The 4,914-nt window shown below is 38.1% G+C and carries 4 protein-coding genes; 2 read left to right on the forward strand and 2 right to left on the reverse strand.

What is annotated here, in order from left to right; translation table 11 throughout:
- Positions 1–299: sirohydrochlorin chelatase (locus F6K13_RS18200; RefSeq protein WP_287287947.1), on the reverse strand; the 299-nt coding region annotated here is incomplete at its 3' end.
- 979 nt (positions 300–1,278) lie between these two features.
- Positions 1,279–1,446, reverse strand: coding sequence for a hypothetical protein (locus F6K13_RS18205; RefSeq protein WP_161564705.1), 168 nt, complete (start codon positions 1,444–1,446; stop codon positions 1,279–1,281).
- An 873-nt stretch (positions 1,447–2,319) separates the two neighbouring features.
- Here F6K13_RS18205 and F6K13_RS18210 point away from each other — a divergent pair.
- Both F6K13_RS18210 and F6K13_RS18215 read left to right on the forward strand, forming a co-directional pair.
- Positions 2,320–2,580, forward strand: coding sequence for a hypothetical protein (locus tag F6K13_RS18210; RefSeq protein ID WP_124147250.1), 261 nt, complete (start codon positions 2,320–2,322; stop codon positions 2,578–2,580).
- Positions 2,581–3,640: 1,060 nt separating this feature from the next.
- On the forward strand, positions 3,641–4,914 hold a 1,274-nt coding region (locus tag F6K13_RS18215), incomplete at its 3' end, for a group II intron maturase-specific domain-containing protein (protein WP_287287948.1).

Consider the following 4,914-nt stretch of genomic DNA (forward strand, 5'->3'; position numbering starts at 1 on the left):
TATAATTCTGTGTAACCTTGTTCTACACATTTATCTACTCCTTCTTGAATAGTTGGACCTGTTAATTCTAAAAAGCAAGGTATCACAGGTCGAGATTTATCTAAATTTTGATAAGCTGCAACAAAATCTAAGAAAGTTTGTTTTCCGTCAGCATCTCGTGTCCCATGACCTATCAATAATAAAGGTCTTTGTAGTGGTAATGGAGGTAATTTATGATTTGTAGATATACTATTTCTTTCTTCTGTTGAAGTCAGATTTTTTTGTGCTTTGATTTCGGAATTTTGAGTTGAATATTTCATTAATTATCCTTTCCTGTTTCAGGCAGGAAGCTAGGGTTGACAAGTGATAAGTAGGTGTTATGGCCGATCGAGTTCTTTTGATTAGTAAGTAGTTATTTATTTTGTATATTAAATACTTTTATCAATTTGTCGATTTACCGAAAAATTGTGGTTTAAAGCCTCCTCTTTTAAGGGGATAAAAGCGGTCGTTAGCGTAGCTTCCCGTAGGGTGGGATGGCGAGGGGACCTCGCCATATCCAATGGACCAAGAGAAGAAAAATTTTCATGATTATTCAATCCTATCCGTTTTAAAGGAGAGGTAATTAATTAATAATTAATAATTATTGAAAGTTGCCGCACAGCCTCGGAATTACACCGGAGTTTCCCCACTTTTTCAGCAAAATATATATAGCAATTAGCACATCGCCCATGAATATTGTAAGCATTCAGCCGTCAGTTATTACTTTTAATTTTAGATAAAAGCTTTACTAATTTAGTCAGAATTTACACTTACTATCAAAGCTAGCTTTATAGTCTATATTCATTAAAATTTATCAGAGCTGAGAGCTGACAGTTAATAGCTGTTTGAGCAGCATTCCCCAGGAAATGCTTACTGGATATTCAGATTTTTTTCTCGATATTCTCTCGTTTTCAAGGCTAGTTAATATCTTTAATTTATACAGAAATTGCTATCAATTATTCTTGTATTTTTTGATTCTGATTTACAGCACATTGCAGGTTTATGAGGTACAGATTATCTAATCATTATTTTAATGAATGAATAATGAATATTGTTCTTCTGTTACTGTACCTCATTTACTTGAAAAGTGGTGTAACTTTTAGTTATTTTAGCAAACTTAATTTATTATGCAATCCTTAAAAAAATCTAATGATTAATTAAAAATTGCTAGATTACTACTATTAAAGTTATTCATACCAAATCCGCCCATAGAAAGCTAGTTTTTCGGGTGCATCTCTTATGTGCAAAAATACTTTTTTCCTATATATTCCCTGTTGCCCGTTGCCTTCCGAAGCTGTTGCCTAAAAGCGATAAATTTTTGGCTTTATTCAAAATTCTGACTTCAGGCAGAGGTACTGATAACTGATAACTGAAATGACCCCCATTTACCATTACCCCATTTACCATTACGCTCCACAGGACTACCAAATTATTCTATTTATCATTGTGTTTAGCACTCCAATAAAAAACGGCAGGGGGATGAAATTAAGGTTGCACGCCAGAAAAAATTCTGATATAGTAAATAGACTGAGGTAAATTTGAAAATAAACATGATTTTTTATTCAACGCAATAATCAAGAATATCACAAGAAGGGCGATCGCGAAAATAGTATTACTGAAAAAGGAAGATTTTCAGAAAATTCCCCCTACTCCCCCAAGGTCAATTTATTGTCACGCTTAGAAAAAAGGAGGAGGAGGTGGGAAGTGTGGGAGGTGTGGGGATCGCAAGATATAAAAAAATATAGGGTTGTAAATATTCGGGCGACGACAAAGAATTAGCCCTGCTCCCAGGAGGGGAAGTGTGGGGAGATTCGTATATTTGCACAAATGTATTTCTTATTAATATTCTCTGACGACAAAGAATTAGTCATGCCCTACCCCCCCCACTTCTTCTTCAACAATTAAAAAAATTTAAGTTGTCAAATCTCAGGCCAAAATAAGACTTTTAGTATTGATACTTATAAAGAATAGAATATCTACAAAAGAAAAAATATTCAAAATGTGGACTTGTTAACTACAAAAGAAAGTTCTGCGGGATATAGGGAAATAAAAAAATTCAGCTTTCAGATGATATATGTAATTTCAAGGAACAATCATCTCCTATTTATAGACATAACTTTATACTATATTAAAACCAGTCTTAAGCTGAAAAAAAGTTGTGAGGAGAAAACAATCTTTCACCTCTAACGGCAATTCTCAACCAGAGTTAGCCTAGAATATTCAAAACTAATTAAGCAAGATTGGAAACAAAACGATAGAATCGTAAGCCGTAGTATCTGACCAAATAATCTGATAATTACCATGAATGACACAACAAACGAATTACTCGAAAATATGCCCAGGGAGCAGAGGGTTGGGCAACTGCGCAACTTAATTGAAACTTTACACATAGCTGATGAAGTGGCCAGTAAAGGCTATCTAATCACTAGCTCAGAGTTAGCAGATTTAATGGACATCAATGCCAGTGCTGTCACCAGCCGTGGAGACCATTGGGTCTGGCGGAACTGGGTAGTATCTAGAGTACGTCGTGAAGGCAACCAAAGTGCGATTCGTTTCTGCTAAAAGTCAAGGCCATCAGGTTATAGCAGAAGGCAGAAGGCAGAAGGCAGAAGGCAGAAGGAAAAATCTTACCTGGCCTAAGTTTTAGATTCTTGAGCTGTCCGCGCTCTTTGCTTCAAATGCTATAAGACGTGAGTAGAGTAAGGCCATTAGCCTTATAACTAAATGACCTTGGAGGTGAGATTCCTTCCGCCCAGGTGCAGGGTTGACAGCATTACCCCTACGGTAGCGACTAGCGACCAATCCGTAAAGCGGGGTAAAAAGGTGGTAAAGCTTTAAGCTTAAATGAGTTTCCATCAAGCACAATACCCATTGGATAGCGAAAAGCGAAGATGTAATTGAAGCGTCGTAATTTTCAACCAGTGAAAGAAGCTGTGACACTGGAGCCAAAAGGCACAGGATAGGGAGTTAGCGAGATTTGGTTCGGCTAATAAGCACTTCCCGTAAACCCGGCGTAAAGCATCATCCTAAAGGTATATAAATAAGGTCGTTTGGAACGAAGTAACCCATGAAAAACTCTTGAATAGTTATTTAGGGTTTGCGCTTCACTAGTCTTTGAGTAGGGGTAGGAGACAGGAGACAGGAGACAGGAGACAGGAGAAATTGGAATTTATAGGAGGTAGGAGCTAAGTTTTGTCTCTTGATTTTTCTGCCGAAGTCTTGTCTAAAATACGCTCCTTTTTGAGCATAAAGAGCTGAAAAATTTGTACCTTTTAAAGGTCCTAAAAAGGCTAAAGCCTTTATATGTCAATGCTTTTAGATTTAATCAGCAAGCCCTATTTAGAACTCAGAAGTTAGAACTCAGAAGTCAAATTCTTGCCGTGACTATATTTAAAAGGCGCATATGGCGAGTGCTACAACTCTTTTTAGAGTAAAATAACTGACTGCTGATAACTGATAACTGATAACTGATAACTGATAACTGATAACTGATCAAGTAGGTGCTAACCGGATGTTTGATTGGGAAGGATTGTGTCAGAAGCAAAGGCCCTTATTTAATGTAATGGGATAAGCTGACGGACACACGGTGATTTGGAATGTAGAGTTTGATTAGGTAATAGAAATGTCCAATACGAGTTTGAAGACTACGGTGGAATGGCAGGAATGGCGCGATATTAACTGGTTAAAGGTTGAGCGTCACGTCTTTAAGTTACAGGAAAGAATCTACAGAGCCTCTGAGAGTCGTGATTTTGTTGCATTTCGTAAGCCCCAAAAAACTTTGTTGAAGTCCTGGTACGCTAAGTTATTGGCGGTGCGTGGGGTAATTCAAGATAACCAGAGTAAGGAAATTTTGTCTTCGGAAAAGCTGTTTGCTTTGGCTGAAACTTTGGACATAACTGGCAAGGTTAAGTCTAGGAGAGGCACTATGGAGGACTACGCTCTACAAATACTTGTCAAGATGGCTCTGGAGCCAGAATGGGAGGCTATTTTTGAATCTAGTTGTTATGGGTTTAGGCCGGGGCGATCGCCTCAAGATGCTGTAGAAGCAATTTTTGGTTTTGTCAAGCTGGAGCCTAAGTATGTGCTTGAGGCTGACATTGCTAAGTCTTCTCAGGGTATTAACTACGAACTATTACTGGAAAGGCTGGGTACTTATCCTACATTGCGTCGAAAAATCAAAGCTTGGTTAAAGACTGGTGTGATGGATGGGGAAGGGTTATTTCCAACTGATGAGGAGATGGCAAGGGGTGGGGTTATTTCTTCACTTCTGGCAAATGTGGCTCTTCATGGTATGGAGGAGCAAATCAAGGAGTATGCTGAAATTTTTGATTTTCAATCTGTGGAAAGCGGGTATGAGATGTCAAGGGTGGATAGGAGTGAATACTTGGGTTTGGTTCGCTATGGTAGTAGTTTGGCGATCGCTCATAAAGATATAGATATAGTTCAAAAATGCCTAGTAAAGGTTGGAGAGTGGTTGTCTGAAATGGGGCTGGAGTTAAAACCAAGTGAAACAAGAGTGGTTCATACTCTATATGGGTATGGTGGAGAAAAACCAGGGTTTAATTTCTTGGGGTTCAACATCAGACAATATGAGGTGGGCAAAAATCAAGGTAAGCTTGGTTTTAAAACTGAGGTCAAACCAAGTGACCAGAGCATGAGGAGTCATTATCGTCAAATTGCTGAGGTGATCGACCGACATAAGTCTGCACCACAGGCTGTTTTAATTAGAAGGCTTAATCCTATTATTAGGGATTGGGTAAACTATTACTCGGCTGTAGTGAGTAAGAAAACCTTTAGGGATTTGGATCATTTAGTGTACCAAAAACTCTGGCGTTGGGCAAGAAGAAGACATTCCAATAAAAATAATGACTGGATTTCTCAAAAGTATTGGCATTA

Source organism: Okeania sp. SIO2B9 (assembly GCF_010672505.1).
Lineage (GTDB): Bacteria > Cyanobacteriota > Cyanobacteriia > Cyanobacteriales > Microcoleaceae > Okeania > Okeania hirsuta.

Bases quoted from the DNA above. Each gene is read 5' to 3' on its own strand.
- F6K13_RS18210 (WP_124147250.1), top strand. From the start codon at position 2,320: ATGAATGACACAACAAACGAATTACTCGAAAATATGCCCAGGGAGCAG.